This is a genomic window from Ensifer sp. R1-3, assembly GCF_056739175.1.
The window spans coordinates 1,726,241-1,752,241 of record NZ_CP096515.1; the positions used below are offsets into that span (position 1 = coordinate 1,726,241).

The 26,001-nt window shown below is 62.3% G+C and carries 19 protein-coding genes; 10 read left to right on the forward strand and 9 right to left on the reverse strand.

Annotation, left to right across the window (positions count from 1 at the left end; all coding sequences use genetic code 11):
• Window positions 1-58 precede the first annotated feature (58 nt).
• Both M1D43_RS08365 and M1D43_RS08370 read left to right on the forward strand, forming a co-directional pair.
• Window positions 59-1,078: a glycosyltransferase family 2 protein gene (locus M1D43_RS08365; protein WP_153313440.1), complete on the forward strand. Its 1,020-nt coding sequence runs from the start codon at window positions 59-61 to the stop codon at window positions 1,076-1,078.
• Window positions 1,071-2,558: an ArnT family glycosyltransferase gene (locus M1D43_RS08370; RefSeq protein WP_153313439.1), complete on the forward strand. Its 1,488-nt coding sequence runs from the start codon at window positions 1,071-1,073 to the stop codon at window positions 2,556-2,558. The genes M1D43_RS08365 and M1D43_RS08370 overlap by 8 nt, the downstream gene beginning before the upstream one ends.
• Before the next feature lie 15 nt (window positions 2,559-2,573).
• On the opposite strand, the gene M1D43_RS08375 is transcribed toward M1D43_RS08370, so the two are convergent.
• Both M1D43_RS08375 and M1D43_RS08380 read right to left on the reverse strand, forming a co-directional pair.
• On the reverse strand, window positions 2,574-3,500 hold the full coding sequence (locus M1D43_RS08375; RefSeq protein WP_010969003.1) for a diacylglycerol/lipid kinase family protein: 927 nt from the start codon (window positions 3,498-3,500) through the stop codon (window positions 2,574-2,576).
• 138 nt (window positions 3,501-3,638) lie between these two features.
• Window positions 3,639-4,040, reverse strand: coding sequence for a winged helix-turn-helix transcriptional regulator (locus tag M1D43_RS08380; protein ID WP_153313438.1), 402 nt, complete (start codon window positions 4,038-4,040; stop codon window positions 3,639-3,641).
• Between the two features lie 100 nt (window positions 4,041-4,140).
• Here M1D43_RS08380 and M1D43_RS08385 point away from each other — a divergent pair, with 100 nt between their 5' ends.
• The gene (locus tag M1D43_RS08385) at window positions 4,141-5,154 is read left to right on the forward strand and encodes a zinc-binding alcohol dehydrogenase family protein (RefSeq protein WP_153313437.1); all 1,014 of its coding nucleotides are present in this window, start codon (window positions 4,141-4,143) and stop codon (window positions 5,152-5,154) included.
• A gap of 89 nt (window positions 5,155-5,243) precedes the next feature.
• Here M1D43_RS08385 and M1D43_RS08390 read toward each other — a convergent pair whose 3' ends face one another.
• The 3 genes from M1D43_RS08390 to M1D43_RS08400 all read right to left on the reverse strand — a co-directional run bounded on the left by M1D43_RS08390 (window position 5,244) and on the right by M1D43_RS08400 (window position 9,503).
• Window positions 5,244-6,131, reverse strand: a complete 888-nt coding sequence (locus tag M1D43_RS08390; protein ID WP_003527334.1) for an ABC transporter permease — start codon at window positions 6,129-6,131, stop codon at window positions 5,244-5,246.
• Between the two features lie 220 nt (window positions 6,132-6,351).
• On the reverse strand, window positions 6,352-7,350 hold the full coding sequence (locus M1D43_RS08395; protein WP_010969000.1) for an ABC transporter substrate-binding protein: 999 nt from the start codon (window positions 7,348-7,350) through the stop codon (window positions 6,352-6,354).
• Window positions 7,351-7,838: 488 nt separating this feature from the next.
• Window positions 7,839-9,503, reverse strand: a complete 1,665-nt coding sequence (locus M1D43_RS08400) for an electron transfer flavoprotein-ubiquinone oxidoreductase (RefSeq protein WP_153313436.1) — start codon at window positions 9,501-9,503, stop codon at window positions 7,839-7,841.
• A 268-nt stretch (window positions 9,504-9,771) separates the two neighbouring features.
• On the opposite strand from M1D43_RS08400, the gene M1D43_RS08405 reads away from it, so the two are divergent.
• The 5 genes from M1D43_RS08405 to M1D43_RS08425 all read left to right on the forward strand — a co-directional run bounded on the left by M1D43_RS08405 (window position 9,772) and on the right by M1D43_RS08425 (window position 14,057).
• Window positions 9,772-11,061: an Hsp70 family protein gene (locus M1D43_RS08405; RefSeq protein WP_010968998.1), complete on the forward strand. Its 1,290-nt coding sequence runs from the start codon at window positions 9,772-9,774 to the stop codon at window positions 11,059-11,061.
• A 72-nt stretch (window positions 11,062-11,133) separates the two neighbouring features.
• Window positions 11,134-11,994, forward strand: coding sequence for a uracil-DNA glycosylase (locus tag M1D43_RS08410; RefSeq protein WP_153313435.1), 861 nt, complete (start codon window positions 11,134-11,136; stop codon window positions 11,992-11,994).
• 138 nt (window positions 11,995-12,132) lie between these two features.
• The gene (locus M1D43_RS08415) at window positions 12,133-12,309 is read left to right on the forward strand and encodes a hypothetical protein (protein ID WP_003527344.1); all 177 of its coding nucleotides are present in this window, start codon (window positions 12,133-12,135) and stop codon (window positions 12,307-12,309) included.
• A gap of 37 nt (window positions 12,310-12,346) precedes the next feature.
• Complete coding sequence (locus tag M1D43_RS08420) at window positions 12,347-12,502, forward strand: hypothetical protein (RefSeq protein ID WP_003527345.1); 156 nt, start codon at window positions 12,347-12,349, stop codon at window positions 12,500-12,502.
• A gap of 265 nt (window positions 12,503-12,767) precedes the next feature.
• Window positions 12,768-14,057, forward strand: coding sequence for an MFS transporter (locus M1D43_RS08425; protein ID WP_003527346.1), 1,290 nt, complete (start codon window positions 12,768-12,770; stop codon window positions 14,055-14,057).
• Between the two features lie 9 nt (window positions 14,058-14,066).
• Here M1D43_RS08425 and M1D43_RS08430 read toward each other — a convergent pair whose 3' ends face one another.
• The gene (locus tag M1D43_RS08430) at window positions 14,067-15,005 is read right to left on the reverse strand and encodes a DMT family transporter (RefSeq protein ID WP_010968996.1); all 939 of its coding nucleotides are present in this window, start codon (window positions 15,003-15,005) and stop codon (window positions 14,067-14,069) included.
• A gap of 425 nt (window positions 15,006-15,430) precedes the next feature.
• Here M1D43_RS08430 and pepN point away from each other — a divergent pair, with 425 nt between their 5' ends.
• Complete coding sequence (gene pepN / locus M1D43_RS08435; RefSeq protein WP_153313433.1) at window positions 15,431-18,085, forward strand: aminopeptidase N; 2,655 nt, start codon at window positions 15,431-15,433, stop codon at window positions 18,083-18,085.
• A 352-nt stretch (window positions 18,086-18,437) separates the two neighbouring features.
• Window positions 18,438-20,765, forward strand: a complete 2,328-nt coding sequence (locus tag M1D43_RS08440) for a PAS domain-containing sensor histidine kinase (protein ID WP_192923411.1) — start codon at window positions 18,438-18,440, stop codon at window positions 20,763-20,765.
• Between the two features lie 10 nt (window positions 20,766-20,775).
• Here the strand turns inward: M1D43_RS08440 and M1D43_RS08445 are convergent, their stop codons facing one another.
• The 3 genes from M1D43_RS08445 to M1D43_RS08455 are packed head-to-tail and all read right to left on the reverse strand — an operon-like array spanning window position 20,776 to window position 25,866.
• Window positions 20,776-23,736 (reverse strand): bifunctional [glutamine synthetase] adenylyltransferase/[glutamine synthetase]-adenylyl-L-tyrosine phosphorylase, encoded by a 2,961-nt coding sequence (locus tag M1D43_RS08445; protein ID WP_153313432.1) that lies wholly within the window; start codon window positions 23,734-23,736, stop codon window positions 20,776-20,778.
• A gap of 34 nt (window positions 23,737-23,770) precedes the next feature.
• The gene (locus M1D43_RS08450; protein ID WP_010968992.1) at window positions 23,771-25,168 is read right to left on the reverse strand and encodes a sensor histidine kinase; all 1,398 of its coding nucleotides are present in this window, start codon (window positions 25,166-25,168) and stop codon (window positions 23,771-23,773) included.
• Entirely contained in the window at window positions 25,165-25,866 is a 702-nt protein-coding gene (locus M1D43_RS08455) for a response regulator transcription factor (protein ID WP_003527354.1), read from the reverse strand. Before M1D43_RS08455 ends, M1D43_RS08450 begins: the two co-directional genes overlap by 4 nt.
• Window positions 25,867-26,001: the final 135 nt, after the last annotated feature.

The window sequence follows — 26,001 nt, forward strand, 5'->3', positions numbered from 1 at the left end:
TTGGTTATAACCTCATAAGTATGCAAGAAAACCTGCAAGCCCACCGGAGACTGCCCCCTTGAATCGCATCGAAGAACCCGTGAAGCCGACGACCGAAGTCCTGGAGGGCGTCGAGCTCTCCATAGTCGTGCCGGTGTTCAACGAGGAAGAGAGCGTCGGGCCGCTCGTCACGCGCATCCGGGCGGCCATGGCCGGGTTCCTGAAGTCATGGGAGCTCATCCTCGTCGACGACGGCAGCACGGATCGCACCCTGCCGAATGCGCGCAAGGAGCTTTCAAACCCCGACCTGCAACTGAAGATCATCGAGCTCCAGAAGAATTTCGGCCAGACGGCCGCAATGCAGGCGGGAATCGACGCGGCCTCCGGGCGGCTGATCGCGACGCTCGACGGCGACCTCCAGAACGATCCGGCGGACATTCCCAACATGGTCGCGGCGATAGAAGAGCGCGGGCTCGACCTCCTTGTCGGCTGGAGGCAAAACCGACGCGATGCGCTGATTCTGAGGAAGATCCCTTCCTGGTGCGCCAACGTTCTGATCGGCAAGATCACCGGCGTGAGATTGCACGATTATGGCTGCAGCCTGAAGATCTACCGCGGTTCCATCATCAAGCAGGTGAAGCTGATGGGGGAAATGCACCGCTTCATTCCCGCCTGGGTGGCGGGTGTCGTGCCGAGCAGCCGGATCGGGGAGATGCCGGTGACCCATCATGCGCGGCATTACGGCACCTCGAAATACGGTATCTCGCGCACGTTCCGGGTTATCCTCGATCTGCTCGCGGTCTTGTTCTTCATGCGCTACAAGGCGCGGCCCGGGCACTTTTTCGGCTCCATTGGCCTGGCCGCCGGCGGCCTCAGTGTGCTGATCCTTCTCTATCTTGCGATAGACAAGTTCATCCTCGGCAACGACATCGGCACCCGTCCGATGCTGATCGTCGGCGTGATGCTGTTCCTCTCGTCGATCCAGCTGATCACCACCGGCATTCTCTCGGAGATGATGGCGCGCGCCTATTTCCGCGACGATGAAGTGACGAGTTACATCGTGCGCCAGACTTTCGAGCGGGAGCAGCCGCATGCTTGAAGCGGTCAATCGGCGGCCTGGAGCGGCCGTCCTGGCGGTTGCCGGCTATTTCCTGCTGTGCATCATCCTGCGGGTCTCCGTCTCGAGCTCACTGGAGATCGACGAGGCGGAACAGGCATTTCTGTCTCAGTTCCTCGCCCTCGGATACGGACCGCAGCCGCCCTTCTACAATTGGCTGCAATATGGACTGGCAGAGCTCATCGGACCTTCGCTGGCGACAATGACCATCCTCAAGAACGGGCTCCTTTTTCTCTGTTGCCTGTTCTACGGTCTTGCGGCACGGCTCGTGCTGGCCGACCGGCGTCTGCCCCCGATCGCGATGCTCGGCGTTCTCACGCTACCCCCAGTCTTTCTACTCGCACAGCGCGACCTTTCGCACACGATTGCAGCACTCTTCGCCGTCTCGTTGTTTCTGTACGGCTTACTGAGGACGCTCAAGCGGCCCAGCCTCTTTTCCTATCTCCTCACCGGGGCCGCGGTGGGTATCGGCCTGATGGCGAAGTACAATTTCGTCCTGGTGCCGGTAGCGGCGATTGTCGCCGTTTTGCCGGAACGGGAGCTGCGGGCGCGGATACTCGACTGGCGAATTCTGCCGGCGATTGCGATAGCAACTCTCATCGTTCTGCCCCACGCCTACTGGATGCTGCAGAATTTCGGTTTCGCCTCGGGTGGGACCTTGAACGAGATGAGGGAGCGCGAGGCGGAGGGACTTCTGCTTCAGGCCTTTTACGGCGTCTATTCGCTCGGCTCAGCCATCATCGGCGGCAGCCTGGTGCCGCTGCTCGTATTCGGCCTCGTCTTCCGCGGCAAGCTCCGCGCGATCTGGCAGGCGGAAAGCCAGTGGAGCAGGATCATAGGGCGGATGCTCGCCCTTTGCCTGATTGCGGTCCTGCTGGTCGTACTCGGCGTGGCCGCCACCCATGTACGGGAAAAATGGCTGGTCCTCTTCCTCGTTCTCATTCCGCTTTATCTCTGCCTGAAGATCGAGGCGGCGAATATCGACCTCACAGACAGCCTCAGGCGCTTCTTCCTGCTGGTCTGCGTCATCGCGCTGGGCGCACTCGTGATGGTATCGGCGCGCGCCGTCGTTCGGCCGTGGTTCGGCGACTATTCGAGGCTGAATATACCCTACGCCGCATTTGCCGAAGCGGTGGCGCAGGCGGAAGGCGGCCAGCCGGCGCTTATCCTCGCCAATGACAAGCAGATTGCGGGAAATCTCCGAACGCAGTTCAGCCGGGCACAGGTCACGATGCCAAGGCCCTCGAATGCCCTTCCGGTCGATATGTCGAGAAGACCCCTTCTCCTGGTCTGGCACGATGACGCACAGCCGGAAGCGCCCGTTCCCGACCTGCTGCGGAACGCTCTATCCGAACTTGGTGTCCCCGAGGCGGCAGCGGCACCGCGCCACCTCGCCCTTCCCTATCTCTACGGGACCGGCTCGGATCGCTATGGCTTCAGCTATATCTGGGTCGCGGAATAGCGCGCGGGAAAACCGTTACACGGTTTTCCCGGCATTGCTCTCCTGCGAGCCGACCAGCAGCTTCAGTTCGCCGGGGTGAACGCGCAACGCGACCCGACCGCTTCTGATCGGAACGAGTTCGCCATCGATGACGCAGTTGATCTTCCGGTCCATCTTTGGAAAGTGCAGGTCGACCGTCAGAGCGCTCATCTCGGTGATCAGCGTGCTGCTCCTGAATTTTCCGCGCAGGATGTCGAAAGAGAGCTTCGCCACGCCGGCGGGGCTCAGCGGCGGCGCCGTGTAGAAGCCGAGGTGGCCGCTCGTCAGGTCTTCGGCATACATAAGCGTGTCGTGGCCGAAATGGTTGTTCGAAACCGAAATCGCCGAAACATGCCTTCGCTCGCGGTGCCCGTCCGCGTCGAATTCGATCTCGAAATCCGGTGGATTGAAGATGACACCGATGGCGGCGCGTGTGCTGGCGCTGATCTTCCCGAGTCGGGATGCGAACCGATAGGATTGACGATAGCGTACCATGCGGGCGTGAAGGCCCATCGAGAACTGGTGCACGAATGCACGGCCGTCGGCGCTGCCTATATCGGCATCGATGATACGGCCATTGGCCAGCACCTCCGGGACCTTCCAGATATCGAGCGGCAGCTTCAGGGAGCGCGCGACGAGATTCATCGTGCCGGCGGGAACGATGCCCAGCGGCATGCCGGTTTTCCAGGCGACGCCTGCCGCCGCCGAAATCGTGCCGTCGCCGCCGCCGGCGACTATCGCATCGAGATCGCCCCGCCCGCAGGCGGTCTCCAGAGTATCCCGCATCTCGTCCGCTCCGACCACGGCGATTTCAATCTCGTGGCCGGCAGCCCGAAAGTCCTCCTCGACTTTCCTGCTGTAGGCGTCCATGTCCGTCGTTCGAAAAGTCCCCCCATCTCGATTGAAGATGGCCTTGACTTTCAATGGCTGCTGCCTCCGTCGTGCGAGTGCGTTCAGCTTCTCAGATAAGAGCGGCCGCGGGGGTTTCCATAGCCGGGCGACGAAAATTCCGGGCAGCCATATCGCCGGCCGCTTCGGCGTGGAGAGGTTCCGACGAAGCGATCAAGCGCGCTTGAGTTCGGGCCGCGAGCGGGATTCGAGCGGCTTCAATGTCATGCTGTCGCCGTCGCAGAGGACATTCTCGTCGCCCCAGGCTTTCAGGGCCATGATCACCGGTTTCAGGCTTTCTCCCCTCGCCGTCAAGGCGTAGTCGACACGCGGCGGAACGACCGGAAAGACCGTACGCGACAGGAGCGCCGCCTCCTCCAGCTCACGCAACCGCCTGGTCAGCATACGCGGCGTCACGCTCGGCAGCCTCCTGCGCAGTTCGTTGAAGCGCAGTACGCCTTCGCTCATCAAGTGATAGAGGATGACGCCCTTCCATTTGCCATCGATGAAGCTCAAGGCCGACTCCACCGGGCAGCCCGGAAATGTGTTCGTCAGTTTCGCGCGCGGCCGGGACATACGGTATCCTTTTCGACACTATAGGCCAAATTTGTGCATTCTTGTGCCTTTTGAGCATAGGGCCCATGTAGCTCCTGTTCAATTTCAAAAGGAGCATTCCATGCGTGCCGTCGCCTACAAGACACCGCAACCCATCGCCAACGAGACCGCGCTGATCGACGTGGACCTGCCCGTGCCGACGCCGGGAGAGCGCGATCTCCTGGTGGAAGTCAGGGCGGTTTCCGTCAACCCGGTCGACACCAAGGTGCGCGCCGGCGTTCAGCCGGAGCCGGAGCAGCTGAAGGTTCTTGGCTGGGATGCCGCCGGCGTGGTCAAGGCGGTCGGCCCGAAGGTTACCCTCTTCAAACCCGGCGACGAAGTGTTCTACGCAGGCGCCATCGACCGGCCGGGGACGAATGCGGAGCTTCACCTCGTGGACGAACGGATCGTCGGGCGGAAACCGCAGTCGCTCGATTTCGCAGCCGCCAGCGCCTTGCCGCTTACGGCGATCACCGCATGGGAGACGATTTTCGATCGCCTCAGGGTCAATGATCCCGTGCCGGGTGCAGCGAATGCGGTGCTGATCATCGGGGGTGCCGGCGGCGTCGGCTCGATCGCCATCCAGTTGCTGCGCGCTTTGACCAATGTCACCGTCATCGCCACCGCTTCACGCGCCGAAACGCGCGAGTGGGCCTTGAAGCTCGGTGCCCATCATGTGCTCGACCACAGCCGCCCGCTTGCGGCGGAGATAGAGCAGCTCGCCCTCGGCGCGCCGGCCTTCGTGTTTTCAACGACCAACACCGACAAGCATGTCGACGAGATCGTCAAGCTGATCGCGCCGCAGGGACGCTTCGCGCTGATCGACGACCTGGCCGTCCTCGACGTCACGCCGTTCAAACGCAAATCCGTCTCGATCCACTGGGAGATGATGTTTGCGCGTCCGCTGTTCGGAACCCCGGACATGATCGAGCAGCACAATCTCTTGAACAGGGTCGCGGAACTGGTGGATGGCGGCAAGATCCGCACGACCTTAACGGAGACGCTGGGCCCCATCGACGCGGCAACGCTCAAGAAGGCGCATCAGATGATCGAAACCGGCCGTACGCGCGGCAAGCTGGTGCTCGCCGGCTTCTGATCCGGCGCGATGTGGGCCGTCTGCAAGGCCCCTCCCCAACCCCTCCCCACAAGTGGGAGGGGTTGGGGAGGGGAAGTTCTTTGGAGCTTCTATCCGTGAATGATTTCACGGTGACGCTGGAGCCGGCGCCCGTAAGCCTGGCTCACCCGGTCGAAGATGATCGCGATCCCGACGATGGCGAGGCCGTTGAAGATGCCGAGCGTGAAATACTGGTTGGCGATCGCCTTCAAGACCGGCTGACCCAGGCCCTGAACGCCGATCATCGAGGCGATGACGACCATGGCAAGCGCCATCATGATGGTCTGGTTGATCCCGGCCATGATCGTCGGCAGCGCCAGCGGCATCTGCACGTTCTTCAGCTTCTGCCAGTTCGACGAGCCGAAGGCGTCCGCCGCCTCCAGCACATCCTTGTCGACCAGCCGGATGCCGAGATTGGTCAGGCGGATCATCGGCGGGATCGCATAGATGACGACGGCGATAAGCCCCGGAACCTTGCCGATGCCGAGAAGCATCACGACGGGAATGAGATAGACGAAGCTCGGCATCGTCTGCATCACGTCGAGCACCGGATTGACGATGTTCTGGAAACGATCGGAACGTGACATGATGATGCCCATCGGTATGCCGATCGCTATCGACAGGACCGTACAGACGAAGATCATCGAGATCGTCTTCATCGTGTCGTCCCACATGTCGAGATAGCCGATGAGGAGCAGGGTACCGATGGCACCGGCGACGATCTTCCAGTTGCGGCTGGCGAACCAGGCGATCACGGCGATCAGTATGAGAATGATCGGCCAGGGCGTTCGCGTCATGAAACGTTCGGCGTGGATCAGGAAGAACTGGAGCGGGTCGAAGAACGATTCGATCGCGTCGCCATAGGCGCGTGTGAAGCTACGAAACCCTTCGTCGATGATCTTCTTCAACTGTCGAAGCCGATCGTCGTCCATGTGCGGAAATTTGGTCAGCCATTCCATGTGTCGATTCCCCTTCGCACTCTTTTGGGCGGCTTATGGTTGTTATTGCTTTGCCGCCTGCCTTTTAACGCTAACGCGCGGTGTAAACGATGAAGCTGCGCAATCTTATTCTCAAACCGACATGCGGTGAACGAAATCTTGCGCCATCCTTCGAAAACTACGCACTCCAAAACAAAAAACGGCGCGCTTTTACGCGCGCCGTTCATTCGAAGAGAGTCGATCAGAGGGCAGCCTTGATCTTCTCGGCAACTTCGGGGGAAACCCACTTGGTCCAGAGGTCCGGGTTTTCCTCGAGGAAGTGCTTCGCGCCTTCCTCGCCGCTCGCCTGGTTGTCGGTCATCCAGGCCATGAGCTTGTTGACCGTGTCGTTCGTCCATGCGCGGGTGTTGAGATATTCCATGGCCGGGCCGGCGCGGTCGGCGAATTCCTTGGTCACCAGCGTCTGGACCTTGTCCTTCGGCCAATCGTTCTTCTTGGGATCCGGGCAATCCGCGACCGTGTTGCAGCGCTTCCATTCGGCCATGTCGTTCGGAACGCCATGCTCGAGCTTGACCATCTCGTACTTGCCGAGCAGCGCCGTCGGGGCCCAGTAGTAGCCGGCCCAGCCCTGCTTGCGCTCATAGGCCTTGGCAATCGAGCCGTCGAGGCCGGCTGCCGAGCCGGTGTCGACCAGCGTGAAGCCCGCCGCCTCGGCGCCATAGGCCTTGTAAAGCTGCGTCGTCACGACCGTGCCGCCCCACCCTTGAGGACCGTTGAAAATAGCGCCCTTGCTCGGATCCTCCGGATCGGGGAAGAGTTCCTTATGCTTCAGGACGTCGTCGATCGTCTTGATGTCGGGATTGGCATCGACGATGTATTTCGGCACCCACCATCCCTGGACGGCGCCATCCGAAAGCGCGACTGCGGCGCCGACGAGCTTGCCTTCCTGGAGACCGCGGTTCACCACGTCCGGCAGCAGGTCGACCCAGCCCTCCGGCGCGATGTCCGGCTCGCCCTTCTCGATCATCGACGTGATGGTCGGCACCGTGTCGCCGACGACCAGCTCTGCACTGCAGCCGTAGCCTTCGGTCAAAATGAACTTGTCCACACTCGCCAGGACTTCGGCGCTCTGCCAGTTCATGTTGGCAATCGTCACATCGCCGCATTCCGCCGCCGATGCCGCGCTGCCGAGTCCCAAAAGACCGGCGGCCAGGCATGTCGTTGCAAGAAGTTTCTTCATTTCGGCTCCCTCTGTTTTGGCGGTGTCTCTATGGCGGACTGCCAGCCTCACCGCAGCTGCTGACAGTGAATGGTACAAGCACCCGCCCCGGTCCGATGCCGGGGCGCGACAGCTCGCGGGCCAACCGATACCTGTTCGGACCGGTGCCGCCCACATTGCTATCGAGTCTTTCCGGCAAACACTTTCCCATTTGCGTCAGCGGCTGACATTCCTGCCGTTTGTCAAACTACACAAATAATTGATGGGTTTAACCCCCTTTTTTAATTTCATTTGCCGGCAACCCCCACCATCCACGTCGGAAGCTGGACGACTGATAAGGACATGCGAAAAGGCCGGCGATCGCTCGCCGGCCTTTTCGGGAAGTGCAATTGCGTGTTCGGACAGGGGGCGTTCGACCTGCCTATCCGAACATTCACATGTTCGGATAGACCGGCCCTTCGCCCGCTTTCTCCTGGCGGGAGTCCGTACGGGCCTGCCTCTCCGAACATTCACATGTTCGGATAAACCGGCCCTTCGCCCCCTTGTGGCGGCACCCAGTTGATGTTCTGGTTCGGGTCCTTGATGTCGCAGGTCTTGCAGTGGACGCAGTTCTGGGCGTTGATGACGAAGGTCTGCTGGCCGTCCTTCTTCACCCATTCATAGACGCCGGCCGGACAGTAGCGCGAAGATGGGCCGGCATAGACCTCGTATTCCGAGCGCTTCTGCAGGTCCCAGTCCTTCACCTGCAGATGCACCGGCTGGTCCTCCTCGTGATTGGTGTTCGACAGGAACACCGAGGAGAGCCGGTCGAAGGTCAGCACCCCGTCCGGTTTCGGATAGTCGATCCTCTCGTGCTTGGCGGCCGGCTCGAGCGATTGCGCATCGGTCTTGCCGTGCTTCAGCGTCCCGAAGAAAGAAAAGCCGAAGAGCTGGTTGGTCCACATGTCGAGACCGCCGAGCGCCACCCCAACGGCGGTGCCGAATTTCGACCACAGCGGCTTGACGTTCCGGACCCGCTTCAGGTCCTGGCCGATAGCGCTCTCGCGCCAGCCGCGCTCGATCTCGATCGGCTCGTCATTGGCGCGGCCGTCGGCGATCGCCGCCGCAAGCTTCTCCGCGGCGAGAATGCCGGACAGCACCGCATTGTGGCTGCCCTTGATGCGCGGCACGTTGACGAAGCCGGCCGAGCAGCCGATCAGCGCCCCGCCGGGGAAAGACAGCTTCGGCACCGACTGGTAGCCGCCTTCGGTGATGGCGCGGGCGCCGTAGGAGAGCCTTTTTCCACCCTCGAAAGTGCCGCGGATCGCCGGATGCGTCTTGAAGCGCTGGAATTCCTCGAACGGATAGAGATACGGGTTCTTGTAGTTGAGGTGGACGACGAAACCGACGGCCACCAGATTGTCCTCAAGGTGATAGAGGAAGGAGCCGCCGCCGGTCTTCATGCCGAGCGGCCAGCCGAAGGAATGCTGCACGAGGCCCGGCTTATGATTTTCCGGTTTCACCTCCCAGAGCTCCTTCAGGCCGATGCCGAATTTCGGCACGTCGCAGCCCGCGTCGAGCTTGTATTTGGCAATCAGCTGCTTGGCGAGCGAGCCACGCACGCCCTCGCCGATGAGGGTGTACTTGCCGAGCAGCTCCATGCCGCGGGCGAAGTTCGGCCCCGGCTCGCCGTTCCGCTCGATGCCCATGTCGCCGGTGGCAACGCCGATCACCGCGCCCTCGTCATTGTAGAGCACTTCCGTCGCGGCAAAACCCGGATAGATCTCGACGCCGAGCGCTTCCGCCTGGGTGGCGAGCCAGCGGCAGACATTGCCCAGCGATACCACGTAGTTGCCGTGATTGTTCATCAGCGGCGGCATCAGGAAATTGGGAAGGCGGACAGAGCCTGCGGGGCCGAGAAAGAGGAACTGATCGTCGGTGACTTCCGTCTTGAACGGGTGGTCCGGTTCGTCGCGCCAGCCCGGCAAGAGCCGGTCGATGCCGATCGGGTCGACCACGGCGCCGGAGAGGATATGCGCGCCCACTTCGGCGCCCTTCTCCAGCACCACGACCGAGAGTTCCGGATTGACCTGCTTCAGCCGGATCGCCGCGGCAAGCCCCGCCGGTCCCGCCCCGACGATCACGACGTCGAATTCCATGCTCTCGCGTTCGGGGAGTTCTTGTTGCTCGGTCATTACACTCTCCAGTTTTGCCGGTCTTCTGCCGGCTCCGTTCCCGGCCAAATCATCCCGTCATGACAAATGCCGTAAACCTTGTCGAGCCGGGATGCGACAGACTGTCTCTGCATTTGCGCATGAGTTCATGAGTTTACTATGTTACTGGAACGTAAACGTAAATAGTTTGCCCCGGATGTGGCAGTCGGCAGCTTGCTTTTGCAGCGCTCGCATGCGAGGAGGCCCGCCCCACCCCGCAAGCCGCATCACCGACAAGACGGAGACGATCATGGCATCCGCCCTAGGCCTCGACTTCGGCACGACCAATTCCGTACTGGCGCAGACCGAAGGCGCATCGACGCGCTCCATCGTCGTGGAAAGCCCGACCGGAAGATCGGACACGACGCGGACGGCCCTGTCTTTCCTGAAGGATGCGGGTCCCTCGCCGCTGAAAGTGGAAGCAGGACAGGCGGCAATCCGCGAGTTCATCGACAATCCGGGCGAATGCCGCTTCCTTCAATCGATCAAAACCTTTGCTGCGAGTGCGCTCTTCCAGGGCACGCTGATCTTCGGCAAACGCTACGAGTTCGAGGATCTGATGCAGCGCTTCCTGACGCGGCTCAGGGACTATGCCGGAAATAACTGGGAGGCCACCTTCAGGCGTGTCGTCATCGGCCGTCCCGTGCATTTCGCGGGCGCCAATCCGGACGAGAAACTGGCCCTCGAACGCTACAATCGCGCGCTTACCCGCATGGGCTTTCCCGAAGTCCATTACGTGTACGAGCCGGTCGCGGCCGCCTTCTATTTCGCGCGCAATCTCGATCGGGACGCGACGGTGCTCGTCGCCGACTTCGGCGGCGGCACTACCGACTACTCGATCATCCGATTCGAGAGCCAGGCCGGTCGGCTGACGGCAACGCCGATCGGACATTCCGGCGTCGGCATCGCGGGAGACCATTTCGACTTCCGGATCATCGACAACATCGTCTCGCCGCTCATCGGAAAGGGGAGTCTGTTCAAGAGCTTCGACAAGCTGCTTGAGGTGCCGTCGAGCTACTACGCGAATTTCGGCCGCTGGAATCAGCTTTCGATCTTCAAGACGTTGAGAGATTTCACTGAATTGAAAAAGCTGGTGCGGGCAAGCCTGGAGCCGGAGAAGCTGGAGTCCTTCGTGGAGCTCATCGAGCATGACGAAGGCTATCCGCTCTACCAGGCGGTCTCGGCCACCAAGATGCGGCTCTCGCAGGCGGAGGAAACCGAATTCGCCTTTGCGCCGCTGGGAGAGCGCGCACGCCGTACCGTTCGCCGGGACGAGTTCGAAGGCTGGATTGCGCCTGACCTCGCCCGCATCGAGGAGGCGCTTGACGAGGTCCTTTCAACGACTGCGACCACGCCGGACGGGATCGACAAGGTGTTTCTGACCGGCGGGACGTCCTTCGTGCCGGCGGTTCGCCGTCTCTTCGAGAACCGCTTCGGCAAAGAGCGTATCGAGAGCGGCGGCGAGCTCCTGTCGATCGCCCATGGCCTGGCGCTCATCGGCGAGCGCGACGACATTGCGGCCTGGACAGCGGCGGCCTGAAGGCGGTCCCTGCCGCTACAGATTTAAGGAACGTGCAGTGGACCACCCCCACCGATCTGTTACATTCGCCCCATGATCTCGGCCAACGACCTCTCCCGCTCCGAACTCGCTGCCCTTCTCGCCTTCCATGCGGAGGCGGGTGTCGAGTGGCTCCTCGAAGAAGAGCCGGTCGATCGGCTCGCTGAATTCGAGGCGATGAAAAGCAGGCGCGCACAAAGCCGCGCCGTGCCGCAAACCGGCGCGACCGCAGCCGAACCGCAGCAGTCTGCTCCCCCTGCCGCCGCCCGCGAGCGTCGCCCCGCGCCTCCGGCACCCCCTCCGGTGGTGGCGATACCGGACGAGCAGGCCATCAAGGAGGCGCAGTTCGTCGCGGATGCCGCGCGATCGCTGGGAGAGCTGCGTACGGCCATGGAGGCCTTTGCCGGCTGCAATCTCAGGAACAGCGCCCGCAACCTCGTCTTCGCCGAAGGCAGTGCTGCCTCGGGAGTCATGATAATCGGTCCGATGCCCTACGCGGATGACGACCGCGACGGCCGCCCCTTTGCGGGACGGCACGGCGAGATGCTCGAACGCATGCTGTCCGGCGTCGGCCTCTCGCGCGAGGACGTCCTTCTTGCCAACGCCGTGCCCTGGCGGCCACCCGGCAACCGCGTTCCGAGCGCCCGTGAGGCGGATATCTGCCGGCCGTTCATCGAGCGTCAGATCGCGCTGGCCGAACCCAAGCAGTTGCTTCTACTCGGCAACTTCACCGCCCGCTTCTTCTTCGGCGGCGAAACGATCCATCAACTGCGCGGCGAATGGCGAGAGCTCACCTTTGGCGGCACCAGCATTCCGACGCTCGCCACCTTGCATCCGCAGGACCTTGTCGCGGCGCCGATCAACAAACGCTTCGCCTGGCTGGACCTGCTGGCGTTCAAGTCGCGCCTCGGCTGATACCACTGCTGGATTCATGAACAAGGTGTGAAAAAAGCCATGCGATTTGCGCATGTCTGAGCGGCGTTTTAACGCATTGCAAAATCAATGCTGCACCGCAATATAAGGCCACGGGAGGAATGGATAAGGAACTGAACCATGACTGCCCGCTATCGCCCGATTCACAGCAGCTTCGAGACGCTCCGCTACGCCGGTGCTTCCTCGCGCACGCCGTTCAACAGCTTCGGTTCGGCTGCCAACGAGCAGCTGACCGCAATCGGCCTCGCGCGGACGACCCGCCCGGCTCAGATCTTCGCCGAATTCATCCAGCGCTGAACGCCCCGCGTCGGAACGACTGCAGGAGGGAACGATCATGTCCAAGCCGCTCGACAGCATTCGCGCTCTCGTCGACACGATCTCCGACATTCGCACCGCCGTCCGCGCGTCTCGCGAGTATAGCCGCCTTAGCATCGCCAGCGACGGACGGCGCGTCCATGACGGCGCGGCGAGCCGGTTGCTGCCGAGCTAGATCACGTGGTTCCAGGTCGGATCGACCTGAAACCAATGTGATCGATTCCAATTGGTTGAACGCGGGATGCGGGCGGAAAACCGCACACATTTTTCCTCATCCCGCTTCAGCCTTTCCCGCTGCGTCATTTCACCATTCCCTGTCGCAATCGACAGCGCCCCGGAACTTCGTTACAGCCACTCTCGATTCCGTTTTGACGGAGTGACGAAGTTCATCGGCCGAAGCCGAAACGAAGCCGCTCCTTATCCCCTCACCAGGAGCGCCGATGCTGGCGAATTTCGCTTCCGTTTTCAGCCTGATGCTCTCGACCTTCCTGATGATGGTCGCATTCGGGCTGCAGAGCTATGTCATCCCGGTACGCTCCGTGGCGGAAAGCTGGTCGACCCTCACCATCTCGATCTTCGCGACCGGCTATACGCTGGGGTTCACCCTTTCCTGCATCGTCACGCCTAAATTCGTCCTGCGCGTCGGCCATGTCCGCGTCTTCACCGCCCTGATAACGCTCCTGTCCATCGCGATCCTGATGTGCGGGCTCGTCGTCGATTGGCGTGCCTGGATCGGCTTCCGTGCCGTGTCGGGCTTTGCGATTGCCGGAAGCTATCTCGTCATCGAGAGCTGGCTGAACGAGCGCGTGACGAACGAAAATCGCGGCCTGCTCTTCTCGCTCTATCTCATAACCACGATGGTCGGCACGATCGGCGGACAGTACCTGGTGCCGCTCGGTGATCCGAGCAACACCTCTCTGTTCATCCTTTGCGGCGTCCTGTTCTCGCTCGCCCTGCTGCCGACCGCCCTCTCCTCCTCACCGATGCCTGCACCCCCGGCACGGGCAAATTTCGATATCCCCGCACTCTATCGCCGCTCGCCGGTCGCGGTCGTCGGCGGCTTTCTCGCCGGTGCGCTCTCGGGCGCATGGCTCAATCTCGGCGGCGTCTTCACCCAGAAGATCGGCCTTTCGACCGGCGAGGGAGCGACACTGCTCGCGTCGCTTCTGGCCGGCAGCGCGATCTCGCAGGTCCCGATCGGCCGTGCCTCGGACCGGATGGACCGGCGCATCGTCATGGTTGCCTGCGGCATCGCCGGCGTCGTGTCGTGCCTTGCCATGTCCGTCTCGATTGCGAGCAGTCCCCCGGTTCTCTATGCACTCGCCGCCTGCATCGGCACGGTCCTCTTCCCGATCTATGCCCTGAACGTCGCGCATGCCAACGACCTTGCCCGCCCCGACGAATATGTGGAGATTTCATCCGGCCTGATGATCACCTACGGCCTCGGCACGATCTCCGGTCCGCTGATGGTCGGTCCGGTCATGGACCGGTTTGGCCCCGTCGCACTGTTCATCGCGCTTGCCGTGTATTTTGCGCTCTACAGCGGCTATGCCGCATGGCGCATCCTTCAGCGCGAGCAGCATGACGGCCTCGTGGCGAAGACCGATTTCCAGGCGACCACGGTACTGCCGACCCCCGGTCCTGACGTCACCGGTCCGCTCGCGCAGCAGGACGCAGGCGAACTCATCGAGGACGATACCGTTCCTGCCTGGGAGCAACGCGCCGAGTAGCACATCCCTTTATCCCTGCGGCGTCACGTGCTTGCGCGCGCCCTTGCGTTCCAGTCCCAGCCGATGCTCCCGATAGATGATGAAGATGCCCGCGCCGACGACGATCGCCGTTCCGGCAAGCATGGTCGCGGTCGGCACGTCGCCGAAGAGGAAGTAGCCGATGACGATGCCGAGCACGATCGACGTGTACTCGAAGGGAGCGATCGTCGACATATCGGCGTGGCGATAGCTCTCCGTCAGCAGGATCTGCCCGACGCCGCCGCAAAAGCCGGCGATCGTCAGGAGAACGAAGGCCTGCCAGGAAAGCTCGGACCAACCGAAAGGCAGTGTCGCGAGCGAGAACACCGCGGCCGAAAGGGAGAAGTAGAGGACGATGGTGTGCGTGCGCTCCTTCTGCACGAGCTTGCGCACGAGTACCATCGCCGTTGCCCCGAGCGCTGCTGAAAGCAGTACGGCGACCGCACCCATGGCCTCGGCCGACCCGAAGCCCCCTTCATTGAACAGCGTAAGCCGCGGCCAGGTGATGATAAACACACCGGCGAGCCCGACAAACACCGCAGACCAGCGATAGAGCCGCACGATCTCGCCCAGAAAAATCGCCGCGAAAGCCACGGCCAGCAGCGGCATGGCATAGCCGATCGCAATCGCCTCCGGCAGCGGCAGATGGACGAGACCGTAAAAGCCGCAACTCATGGCGAGAATGCCGACAAAGCCGCGCACCAGGTGTCCGGTGATATCAGTGGTCCTGAAAGCGTCCCGCAATGCGCCGCGGCATGCCAGAAATCCAAGGATCGGCACCATCGCAAAAGCCGAGCGATAGAAGGTGATCTGGCCGGTGGGGATGTCGTCGCCCGCAGCCTTGATACAGGTCGACATGCACACGAAGACGACGACGGAGAGCACCTTGAGCACAATCCCCTTCATCGGGCTCGCATCGTCCGCATCCATGAAACACAACTTTTCAAACTGACATCGGCGAACCGATCGGAAGGCCAACAAAAACGGGAGGACGCGGCGGCAAGGCCGCGAAAGGACCACGCCACCTTACCCGTGCTTGCGCAGCATGTTGGATCAAATTTCGTGATGGACCTGGTTTTTTCGTGATGATTTCGCCTGCATGTGCAAAGCTTGCTGCCGGAGAAAAATGCGCCTGCAGTTTATTTAGCAAGCCCGAAAAAATCGTCGCGGATTTAGTTCTTGTTAGTGCCGCTCCGATAAATCTTCGGTCAATAAGAGGCGGGACGGGGCCTGCGTTTTTGCTGCCGGATGTACCGTCGCCGGCACCACATTCGTGCGTAAATCTCGGATCTTGGCTTTTCACCATCACGAGCGCCCTCTACAAATCAAATGAGCAAGCGCAAGCAGGACTGACCATGCGGACAAACACTGGCCAGATCGTTCATCTGGAAAACTACCGGCCGACCGATTTCGTACTCGAGAGGGTGGACCTGACTTTCGAACTCGACCCGAGGGAAACGAAGGTCGAGGCGCGCATGATCTTCCATCGCCGCGAAGGCGTCAGCCCCTCTGCACCGCTCGTTCTCGACGGCGACGAGCTCACCATGACCGGCCTGCTGCTCGACCAGGTAGCGGTCCCCGGCACGCTCTATGAAGCGACGGACGACACGCTCACCATTCGCGGCCTGCCGGAAGCGGCGCCCTTCGAGATCACCGTCACGACGGCCTTGTCGCCTGAGACGAACACCAAGCTGATGGGCCTCTACCGCACGAGCGACGTCTATTGCACCCAGTGCGAAGCCGAAGGCTTCCGCCGCATCACCTACTTCCCGGATCGTCCCGACGTGCTGGCGGTCTATACCGTCAACATCATCGCGGACAAGGCTTCTGCACCGCTGCTGCTTTCGAACGGCAACTATCTCGGCGGCGCCGACATGGGTGACGGCCGTCACTTCGCCTCCTGGTTCGATCCGCATCCTAAGCCGAGCTATCTGTTCGCGCTCGTTGCCGGCGATCTGGGCGTCGTCGAGGACGCCTTCACCACCGCTTCCGGCCGCGACGTCGCGCTCAAAATCTATGTCGAGCACGGCAAGGAGCCGCGCGCCGCCTACGCCATGGATGCGCTGAAGCGGTCGATGAAATGGGATGAGGAGGTCTTCGGGCGCGAATACGATCTCGATATCTTCATGATCGTTGCCGTTTCCGATTTCAACATGGGCGCCATGGAGAACAAGGGGCTCAACATCTTCAACGACAAATACGTGCTCGCCGATCCGGAGACGGCGACCGATGCGGACTATGCCAATATCGAAGCGATCATCGCCCACGAATATTTCCACAACTGGACCGGCAACCGCATCACCTGCCGCGACTGGTTTCAGCTCTGCCTGAAGGAAGGCCTGACCGTCTATCGCGACCACGAGTTTTCCGCCGACATGCGGTCGCGCGCCGTGAAGCGGATCGCCGAAGTGCGGCACTTGAAATCCGAGCAGTTCCCCGAGGATGCCGGCCCCCTCGCCCATCCGGTGCGCCCGACGCAATACCGCGAAATCAACAATTTCTACACGACGACGGTTTACGAGAAGGGGTCCGAGGTCACGCGGATGATCGCGACGATCCTCGGCCGCGACCTCTTCAAGAAGGGAATGGACCTCTACTTCGAGCGTCACGACGGCCAGGCGGTGACGATCGAGGATTTCATCGCCTGCTTCGAGGCTGCGAGCGGCCGAGACCTCAAGCAGTTCTCGCTCTGGTACCATCAGGCCGGAACGCCGCTCGTCACCGCTTCCGGCACCTATGACGCCGCCAGGCAGACATACACGCTGTCGCTGGAGCAGACCGTTCCGCCGACGCCCGGGCAGAGCAGCAAGGCACCGATGCATATCCCGCTCCGCTTCGGATTGCTGCTTCCGGACGGAAGCGAGGCAAGGCCCTCGGCCGTCTCCGGCGCCGAGATCACCGGCGACGTACTGCACCTGACCGAGCGCAAACAGACGGTCACCTTTTCCGGCATCCCATCCGAGCCGGTCCCCTCCTTCAACCGCGGCTTCTCCGCGCCCGTCAATCTGCACCTGACGCAAAGCGCCGAACATCGTGCGCTGATCGCGCGCCACGAGACCGACCTCTTCGCACGCTGGCAGGCGCTGAACGCGATGGCCCTCGACAATCTCGTCAAGGCGGCAGCGGAAGCGCGTACCGAGCAGCCGATTGACTGTGACGATGCGCTCGTCGATGCCCTGCTTGCCGCAGCCGGCGACGACCGACTGGAGCCGGCGTTCCGATCGCAAGTACTGTCCCTGCCGAGCGAAACCGACATAGGCCGCGAAATCGGCAGCAATAACGACCCGGATGCCATTTACGCCGGCCGCCAGGCTATTCTGGCCGCCATCGCCACGGTCGGCAAAGATACCTTTGCGCGACTGGTAAACGAGATGTCGCTGTCCGGCCCGTTCCGGCCCGACGCCGACAGTGCCGGACGGCGGGCGCTGCGCAATTCCGGGCTCTCCTATCTCGTCTATGCCGACGGAAGCCCGGACAAAGCGGCTGATGCGTTTAGCTCCGCCAACAACATGACCGATCTCAGCCAGGCGCTGACGCTTCTTGCACACCGGTTTCCGGATGCCCGGGAGACGGCGGACGCACTGGCCGTGTTCAAGAAGCGCTTTGCCGACAACGCGCTCGTCATCGACAAGTGGTTTGCCATTCAGGCGACGATCCCCGGAGCATCGACGCTCGACCGCGTTCGGGCGCTGATGTCGGATCCGCTCTTCAATGCCAGCAATCCGAACCGCGTTCGCTCACTGGTCGGCACATTCGCCTTCGCGAATGCCACCGGCTTCAACCGCATCGACGGCGAAGGCTATCGTTTCCTTGCCCGACAGATCCTGGACATCGATACGCGCAACCCTCAGCTTGCCGCGCGTATTCTGACGTCGATGCGCTCATGGCGGTCGCTCGAAAAAATCCGGGCCGGCCACGCCCGCAGCGCGCTTGAGGAAATCGCGCGTGCCTCCAACCTTTCCGCCGATGTCAGCGACATCGTCGACCGCATGCTCAAAGACGAGCACTGAACGAGCATCGGTCCCGGCTTGTTGATCTCCTCATCCCTGTGCTCGTCACAGGGATGAGGAGAGGCAGAACTTCAACGCATCAATCCATCTCGCAGCAGCCGCCATAAACTCCCGGCAATCCGGCTATCATTTCCCAACGATGAAATATGGTTAACAAATCTTTACCATTGCCTCTGGACAAGGCGAATCGCCCTGTGATTCATTGAGTCAGATTCGGGCGAGCGGCGCGCCGAATCACTGGAACGCCCGCTTCCGGGAAACCGCTGAAGATGGGATCGACGTTTCGGACTGAGAAGAATCAAGCGTTCCTTGCGGCATTGTCGAGTGCGGAACGCTTTTCGAGGACGACAAATTGGATAAGATGGCGGACGCGCGACGGGGAAGCGCAGCCGAAGGGCGGTTGCGACTCAAGTTTCCGGGCTTTTCGGGCCTCGAACGGGAGTTCATCGAGCAGGCAAAGATCTTTGCCGAACCGGCGTCGCAGAAGCTCGCAATGGCCGAGCCGATGCTCAAGCGGTCCATCCCGGTCCTCATCATCGCTTTTCTTCTCATCGTGGCGATCTCACGCATGTCGGGCATCATGGACGAGCATGCCCGCATGGAGGCCTCCTCCCGCCGGACGGTCAGCCTCGCGGCCGCAGCAGCAGCCGGTGTTTTCCAGACCGGCGGATCGGAACTCTTCGCCGAGGGCCGCCGCTGGGAAGTCGAACGGCGGCTCACCGAATTTCTGCCTGCGGAAATCCTGGACGCCGGAATTTTCCTGCTGACGGTCCGCAGAGACGGCCGCGTCTTTGCCGGCACGCAGGATGGCGTCCATCTCATCGGACGCACGCTCTCCGCAATCGCTCCCGAGGTCGCGACGCTGCAATATTACGGCGAGGGTGCCAGCGTCGTAAGAGCGTCGATCGACGGCACCGAGCATTTCATCGCGCTCCGGCAATTGCCGGATTCCGGCGGCGCCGTTCTGGCGGCAACGTCGATCGCCAGATTCGAAGCGGCATGGCGCGACGAAATTTCGCTCAACGTCACGCTGTTTGCCGGTGTTTCGGCGATCCTGATGGTCGTCCTCTATGCCTATTACATCCAGGCAAAGCGCACCCGCGATGCCGATGCGGTCTTTGCCGAATCGAACCTGCGCGTCGAAACGGCGCTCTCCCGCGGACGCTGCGGCCTCTGGGATTTCGATCTCGACAACCGGCGCCTCTTCTGGTCCCGCTCGATGTACGAGATGCTCGGCATGCCGGGCGACGCGAGCGTACTGTCGTTCGGCGATGCCGCCCGTCTCATGCATGTCGAGGACCGGGGCATATACCGGGTCGCTCGGGCAATCGCGAAAGGCAACGAGCGCCAGATCGATCAGGTGTTCCGGATGCGCCATGCGGATGGCCACTATGTATGGCTTCGAGCGCGTGCCCAGGTGATCCGCACCGTGTCGGGCCGGACGCATCTGATCGGCATTGCGATGGACGTGACCGAGCAGCACAGGCTTGCGCAGCGTTACGCCGAGGCCGATCAGCGCCTGGCGGACGCGATCGAGTGCACCTCGGAGGCCTTCGTGCTCTGGGACAAGCACGATCGCCTGGTGATGTGCAACACCCATTACCAGCAAGCCTGGCAGTTGCCCGACCACGTGCTGGTGCCGGGCACCGAACGCACGATCGTCCATGCTGCGGCGGCAAGGCCCGTCGTCGAACGGCGCATCGCCGATCCGGACCGGAGCAACCACTCGCAGACGAGCGAGGTTCAGCTTGCCGACGAACGCTGGCTGCAGATCAATGAGCGCCGCACGCGCGACGGCGGGCTCGTCTCGGTGGGTACGGACATCACGCTCCTCAAGCGGCATCAAGTTCGCCTGCGCGAATCCGAGCGGCGGCTGATGGCGACCATCGGCGATCTCTCCGCCTCCCGCGTAACACTTGAGCAGCAGAAGGCCGAACTTTCCATCGCCAATGCGAACTATCAGGCGGAGAAAGAGCGCGCCGAGGCCGCGAACCGGGCAAAGTCCGAATTCCTCGCCAACATGTCGCACGAGCTGCGCACGCCGCTGAACGCCATTCTCGGCTTCTCGGAAATCCTGCAGGACCAGATGTTCGGCCCCCTCGGCTCGGAGAAATACCACGAGTATTCGCGCGATATTTTCGAGAGCGGCAAGCATCTGCTCAACGTCATCAACGACATACTCGACATGTCGAAGATCGAGGCCGGCCATATGCGCATCACGCGCGAGCGGATCGATCTCGCGCCACTCATCGAGGAGACCCTTCGTTTCACGACGATTCCCGCAGAGCGAAAGAACATCCGCGTGGTCCAGCAGATATCCTCCGGCCTGACGATGTTCGCCGACCGCCGGGCGATGAAGCAGGTCCTGCTCAACCTCCTCTCCAATGCAGTCAAGTTCACCAATGAAGGCGGGCGCATCTCCTTGCGGGCCCGCAAGGTGAGGGGCGCCGTCACGCTGACGATCGCCGATTCCGGCATCGGCATTCCCAAGGGCGCATTGCAGAAGATCGGCCAGCCCTTCGAGCAGGTGCAGAGCCAATATGCCAAGAGCAAGGGCGGCTCCGGGCTCGGGCTCGCCATATCCCGCTCGCTGACGCGGCTTCACGGCGGGACAATGAAGATCCATTCGGCAGAGAATGTCGGCACCATCATATCGGTCAGGATTCCCGACCGCGGCTGACCACGCCCGCTTACGCTGCAGCAACAACCCCCTGGAAGATCCGGCGCACGGCCTTCGAGAGACGGCGAATGTCGGCTTCGAGATGCGTCAGATCCGGATAGTCTCCGGCACGGCAGACGAGATCCACGAGACCGGCCGGCGCTTCCTTGGGGTCGAAGTCGCCATCGATGCAAAGGCGCACGAGCTGCGACAGCTCGGTGAAGAGCACGAGCGCTTCGGCGGCCGTATCGAGATCGTTCGCATTCATCATCCCGGCACCGAGCGCCTTCAGCGCCTCGAGCGTATGCGTACCGGCAGGAGGGGACGTTACTCCCCTCGCCGGTGCGACCAGGGCGAGGTACTGGGCGATGAACTCGATATCGACCAACCCGCCGGGAATGAGTTTGAAATCCCATATGTCCTTCGGCGGTTTCTCCTTGTCGATCAGGCCGCGCATCTCCTCGACGTCCTTGCGGATCTTCGCGATGTCGCGCTTTTCAGTGAGAATCTCGGCAAAGATCGCCTCCGCTTCGCCGACGAGGCTCTCATCGCCGCAGATGCAGCGCGCCCGCGTCAGCGCCAGATGCTCCCAGGTCCAGGCTTCCGTTCGCTGGTACTTGGCGAAGGCGGTTATGCGGGTGGCAACCGGCCCCTTGTTGCCGGAGGGTCGCAGCCGCATGTCCACGTCGTAGAGGATGCCCTCGGCGGTCGGCGCCGACAGCGCGGCGATCAGACGCTGCGTGACCCGCGTAAAATAACGCACCGGATCGAGCGGCTTGGCGCCGTCGGACTCGAGCACTTCGTCGTCGTAGTCGTAGAGCAGGATGAGGTCGATATCGGAGCCGGCGGTCAATTCGTGACTGCCGAGCTTGCCCATTCCGACGATTGCTACTCGCCCCCCGGGGAAACGTCCATGCGCCGACCGGACCTCCTCCAGGACTGCATCGAGCGCGGCGGCAATGATCAGATCGGCAAGGTCGGTGAGAGCGCGCCCCGCCTGAAGGCCGGTGATCGCGCCCGTGAGCAGCCGGATGCCGATCAGGAAGCGCTGCTCGGCGGCGATGATGCGCAAGCGGTCCAGCACCTCCTCGTAGTGCCGGCCTCCGCCGACGAAAGTCGCGATGCGCGGCGCCAGATAATCCCTGGTCGGCAGCTCCGCAAGCAGCCCCGGCTCCAGCATGCCGTCGAAGACATGCGGTTTGGCGGCAATGATATCCGCCAGGCGCGGTGCCGACGACATGATATTGACGATCAACGACAGGAGGCCGGGATTGTTGCCGAGCAGCGAGAAGAGCTGGATCCCCGCCGGCAGACCGGAGAGGAAGTGGTCGAAACGCAGAAATGCTTCGTCGGCCCGCCTGCTTTCGCCGAAGACGCGCAGGAGTTCCGGCGTCAGTTCCGTCAGCCGCTCGCGCGCCTCGACCGACTGCGTTGCCCGATAGCGCCCGTAGTGCCAGGTGCGGATGATATTCGCTATGTCGGATGGCCGTTGGAAACCGAGCTTCTTCAACGTTTCGAGCGTATCCGGATCGTCCTGCTGACCGGTGAAGACCAGGTTTCCGGTCTCGGTGGATAGCTTCGCCTCCTGCTCGAAAAGCTGCGCATAGCGCCGCTCGACCGTGCGCAGCACGCGCGACAGCGCATTCGAGAAGGAAGCCGTATCCTCGAAGCCGAGCATATAGGCGATCCGCCTGAGTTCCGGCTCGGTCTCCGGAAGAAGGTGGGTCTGCTCGTCATGCACCATCTGGATGCGGTGCTCGACGTCGCGCAGGAACCAATAGGCCTCGACAAGTTCCTCGGCCGTCGCCCCGTCGATCCAGCCGCTCTCGGCGAGCATCCGCAGCATCGTTTCCGTTTCGCGCAGCCGCAGCGCGGGCGTGCGGCCGCCTGCGATCAGCTGCTGCGTCTGGACGAAGAACTCGATCTCCCGGATGCCGCCGCGCCCGAGCTTGATGTTGTGTCCCTTCACGGCGATTTCTCCGTGCCCCTTGTGGGCATGGATCTGCCGCTTGATCGAGTGAATGTCGGCAATTGCCGCATAGTCGAGGTACTTGCGGAAGACGAAGGGCGTCAGTTCCTTGAGGAAGCGTTCGCCCGCCTCCAGATCGCCCGCGATCGGCCGCGCCTTGATGAAGGCGGCCCGTTCCCAGTTCTGTCCCCTGCTCTCGTAATAGAGCATCGCCGCCTCGACCGGGATGGCAAGTGGCGTCGAGCCCGGGTCTGGCCTAAGCCGCAGATCCGTACGGAAGACATAGCCGTCGCCGGTTCTCTCCTGCAGGATGCGAATCAAGCGCCGCAACAGCCGGGCGAAGGTTTCCGGAGCATCGTCGCGATTGGTGATGATGCTCGACTGCGGATCGTAGAAGACGACAAGATCGATATCGGAAGAATAGTTGAGCTCGCCGGCACCAAGTTTGCCCATTCCAAGCACGACGACGCCGGAGGCGGTGGACGGCGCGGAACTGTCCTTCAACACGAACTTGCCGCTTTCATGCGCACCGAGCAGCAGATGATCGATCGCCGCCGAAACGGCCGCCTCTGCAAACTCGCTGAGCCACCGCGTCGTCTCACGGCCGCCGAAAAGCCGCGACAGGTCCGCAAGCGCGACAGCGAAGGCGACCTCGCGCTTCGCCCGCCTCAATCGCGTCATGATCTCCGCATCCGGCAGCGCCGCCCCGGCTGCATCGCCCCGCCAGGCCGCCCTTGCGGCCTCGATCCTGCGCTTACAAAACGCCGGCAGCGTCTCGGACAGCAATGCTTCGAGGATCGCCGGGTGGCTACGCGCCGTATCCCGCAAGAATGGCGAGAGCGCGAAGGCTGCAACGAGAAAATCCTTGAGCGGCGCGTCCGAGGCAATGAGCTTCGCAATGTGTTCGCTGCCTTTCGCCGCATCCTTGAGAACCGAAAGGGCGGCCTTGGCGTCCGCCTGGCTCGCCGGGCGAATCGCCACCACATCGATATCGGACAAAGACCGCTCGATCGCTTCCGCCATGCACATCCCCCCTTCGGTTCCCGTCATGGGTTTATCAGGTCGCAACCGCCGGGAAAACCATGCGAACAGCCAGGCCCCGACCGTCCTCCTCCGTCGCCGACAGTTCAAGCGAGCCGCGGTGCATCTCCATGACGGCGTCGACGAGCGAGAGGCCGAGGCCCGTCCCCGGCTTCGACCGGCTTTCGTCGAGGCGAACGAAACGCTTGACGACCTCTCCGCGCATATTCTCCGGAATGCCGGGCCCGTGGTCGGCAACGGTCAACACGACGTGACGATCGCTCCTCATCATTTCAACCCGTATCAGCGGATTTTCGGCACCTTCCGCATATTTGATCGCATTGTCGATCAGGTTGCCCAGCGCCTGGCTGATCAGTTCGCGGTTGCCGGAGATCGCCACCCCCGGCGCCGCCTCCGCTTCGATGCGCATTTCCTTGTCTTCCGCCAGCGGCTCGTAGAGCTCGACGCAATCCGCCACGATCCGCGCCAGGTCGACTTCGCTCATCTCGGCGACGGCGGAGCCGGCTTCGACGCGGGAAATCATCAGAAGCGCGTTGAACGTACGAATTAGCTGATCGGACTCGGCGATGATCTGTTCGAGCGCGCCGCTCTGGTTGCTCCCCTCGGTATCGGCGAGCGCCGCCTCTGCCTTGTTGCGCAAGCGCGTCAGCGGTGTCTTGAGGTCGTGCGCTATGTTGTCCGAGACCTGTTTCAGTCCTTCGTTCAGCTTCTCGATGCGCTCGAGCATCGCGTTCAGGGATTCCGAGAGACGGTCGAACTCGTCGCCGGAACCGCTCGTGGGCAAGCGTTGCGAGAGGTCCCCGGCCATGATCTTCGTGCTCGCCTCCGACATGCGGTCGATGCGGCGCAGGGCATTGCGGCCGATGCCGAACCAGATGACCAGCGCCCCGAGCCCCATGATGCCGAGCGCGACCATCAGTGCCTGACGGACAAGCACGCGGAACTTCTCGGGTTCCTGCAGGTCGCGGCCGACCAGTATCCTCAGCCCGTTGTCGAGCACCAGGACCTGGGCAAGGGCGACGTGCCTTTCGGCACGGCTCTCGTCGGTGAAGCGCCGGTAGCGGAACGGCTCCGACTTCCAGCCCTCGTCGTCGAGGAGCCCAGGTTGGAGCGCAGCCACGTTGCCGGCGAGGATTTCTCCGTTCGGCCCCGCAATGACATAGAGATTTGCACCCGGCTGACGCGCCCGACGCTCCAGCGAGCGAAGCAGCCCGTTGATCCCGGCGCGGTCGTAGACATCCGCAATCTGGGTTACCTCGGCGGCGATCGAGTCGCGCGTCTGCTGCTGCAGGAGACGCTCCGACATGCCGGTCACGTAGAAGACGAGGAAGGCGGCGCAAAGGGAGAACAGGACCAGATAGAGCGCAGAGAGCCGGACTGCAGTCGTCCTGAACAGCACGCTGATCCTGCTCATGCGTCCGTGGTCCGGTCGTCCTTGATCATGTATCCGGCGCCACGGATCGTCCTCAGCAACGGCGGATCGAAATCCTTCTCGATCTTCGAACGCAAGCGCGAGACATGCACGTCGATCACATTGGTCTGGGGATCGAAATGATAGTCCCACACGTTTTCGAGCAACATGGTTCTCGTCACCACCTGTCCGGCATTCTTCATGAGATATTCGAGCAGCCGGAATTCGCGCGGCTGCAAGGGGATCTCCTTGCCCTGCCGCCGGACGGAATGGGACAAACGATCGAGTTCGAGATCGCCGACGCGATAGACCATGTCCTGCTCGGGTGCGCCCTTACGCCGGCCGAGTACCTCGACGCGGGCGAGAAGCTCGCTGAAGGCGTAGGGCTTCGGCAGGTAATCGTCACCGCCGGCGCGCAGGCCGGTGACGCGGTCGTCCACCTGGCCGAGTGCCGAGAGAATGAGCACCGGCGTGTGGATGTCCTTGCGCCTCAGTTCCGTAATCAGCGACAGGCCGTCGCGGCGGGGAAGCATGCGGTCGACGACAAGCACGTCATAGGCGTTCTCGCTCGCCATGAATAAACCGCTCTCGCCGTCACTCGCGTGGTCGCAGACAATGCCTGCCTCGCGGAAGGCCTTGGCAAGATAAGCGGCTGCCTCGAGATCGTCTTCAACAATCAGAATCTTCATGCGGGTGACCATAGTCCCGGACCTCTGTTCGTCTCAACCGGATTCGGTTCGCTGTGCGTACCGGGCACGCGACCCGGCCAGAAACAGGAAAGCGCCGCGACATGGCTTTATGTCGCGGCGCCCCCTCATGGAACGGCACTCAGTCCG